Origin of the sequence: Rhodoblastus sp. 17X3 (assembly GCF_030056575.1) — a bacterium.
GTDB lineage: Bacteria > Pseudomonadota > Alphaproteobacteria > Rhizobiales > Beijerinckiaceae > Rhodoblastus.
On the sequence record NZ_JASHHX010000056.1, the window covers coordinates 1 to 857 of the forward strand.

Below are 857 nucleotides of genomic sequence, written 5' to 3' on the forward strand. Positions count from 1 at the left end.
CTAGGTCGGATCGACATTCAGGATTCCCCGACATGCTAATTGCTGATTCATAGGAGACCGTTCTGAGTCGCGGGAGTGGACGTTGGCGGTCAAACGGTATGAATTGAGTGAGGCGCAATGGGCAAAAATTGCGCCTCTGACTCCAGGCAAGGCGGGCGATCCCGGACGGACAGGATCGGATAACCGCCTGTTTGTGAATGGCTGCTTATGGGTTTTGCGTTCCGGCGCCCACTGGTGCGACTTGCCTGAGCGCTATGGGCGCTGGAAGACGGCGCATCGGCGGTTCAGCCGCTGGTGTCACGCGGGCGTCTGGGAGCGGATATTCGAAGCTCTGACCGCTGACCGCGACAACGCTTATCTCATGATCGACAGCACCATCGTGCGCGCGCATCAACAGTCGGCGAGCGGAAAAGGGGGGCTCAAGATCAGGCGCTGGGGCGTTCCCGAGGAGGGTTGACCACCAAGATTCACATGCTCGCCGATGCGCTCGGGCGACCACTTCGCTTCATCGTGACGGCCGGGCAGACTGGCGACATCACCCAAGCGGCCACCTTGCTCGAAGGGCAGTCGGGCAAGGCCGTCCTTGCTGATAAAGCCTATGACAGCAATGCGTTACGCAAGCGCATCGACGAAATGGAGGCGGTAGTCGTGATCCCTTCCAATCGTTCACGCAAAATCATCATTCCGCACGACGCCTCGCTTTACAAACACCGCAATCGCATTGAGCGCTGCTTCAGTCGCCTCAAGCATTTCCGCCGGTTTGCCACGCGCTATGACAGGCGGAAGGTTCACTTCACCGGCTTCGTCCATCTCGCGGCAGCTATGATCTGGCTACGCTGAATGTCGATCGGCCCTAG

Annotated in this window: 1 pseudogene; it reads left to right on the forward strand. The window is 59.2% G+C overall.

The annotated features are described in order from the left end of the window. The first annotated feature begins 103 nt into the window (after nt 1-103). Nucleotides 104-840: pseudogene (locus QM467_RS19725) on the forward strand (IS5 family transposase). The last annotated feature ends 17 nt before the right edge of the window (nt 841-857 follow it).